Source organism: Microcystis sp. M53603_WE2, from assembly GCF_030065435.1.
Map to the genome: position 1 here is coordinate 1 of NZ_JASJFF010000049.1, position 1182 is coordinate 1182.

Consider the following 1182-nt stretch of genomic DNA (forward strand, 5'->3'; position numbering starts at 1 on the left):
ACTGACTTGGTTTGACCACTGCTTTCATTTCTAGGATAATCATTGTTTATCGACCTCAAACAACTTATTTTGTATTAACCTATACAGCATAGATTGTCAAGATTTTAGTGGCCACCGAAGCTCTGTCGAAGTGTGGCCACTGAGCTTTTACATTGAGCCTGTCGAAATGTGTCGAAGTGCTGTTGTATATTGGTCTGGGTTCCATCCCGTCGCGCTAAGCGCGAGGGCTTCGGCCGTGAGCTCAGCCGAACGGTCTTCACCCCGACATTTGAGATAAAAAGACTTGTTGCGTAATAGTGGCATAATGGGGAAGAAACAATGATTGGATATCCCCTTGAATGCTGAACATTGGCCGAATATTGCATCAAGATAGACTCTTGAGAGCGACCACAGGACTCAATAGAAGAGCGTTTGAGACCTTGTTAGAGAAATTTGAACAGGTGTATTTGGCGGAAGCAGACAACAGGGAAAAGGCAAGAAAAAGAAAAATCGGAGCTGGCAGGAAAGCTAGATTGCAAAGCATCAAAGAGAAATTATTCTATATCCTGTTTTACTTCAAGTGCTATCCAACCTTTGACTTGGCGGCAGTATGGTTCGATTTTGACCGCTCACAAGCGAATAGATGGGTACATCGCCTACAACCAATTTTAGAAAAGGTTTTAGGAGAAAAAAAGGTACTGCCCCTTAGAAAAATCGAGAGTATCGAGGAATTTATCCAACATTTTCCAGAGGTGAAAGAAGTGATAGTCGAGGGGACCTTCATACCGATAGCTCGTCCCAAAGACGCGGAAAAACAGAAAGAGAACTACTCAGGAAAGAAAAAGCGATGCACCCGAAAAAACCTAGCAGCTAGTGCAGAAGACAAGAGGATTTTGGTGTTAACCCCTACGACTAGCGGAAAAACCCATGATAAAAAGATACAAGATCAAGAAGACTTAATTGGCGGCATCCCTGAGCAAATCCCAGTCTTGGTTGATTCAGGATTTCAGGGAGTGCAAAAACAGTATGTAAATATCCGTTTGCCCCACAAAAAACCGAAGGGAGGAGAGTTAACAGCAGAACAAAAACAAGAAAATCGAGAACTAGCCAAAGAAAGAGTTGTGGGTGAAAATGCTTTTTCTGGGGTGAAAAGATACCGTGCAGTTTCCGATATTTATAGGAATCGTGTAGCTAATTTTGATG

Annotated in this window: 1 protein-coding gene; it reads left to right on the top strand. The window is 42.6% G+C overall.

The genetic code is table 11. The annotated features are described in order from the left end of the window. Positions 1 to 419: 419 nt before the first annotated feature. Positions 420 to 1182, top strand: a 763-nt coding sequence (locus PX481_RS01165; protein ID WP_288093240.1) for a transposase family protein, incomplete at its 3' end; no start/stop codon positions are given.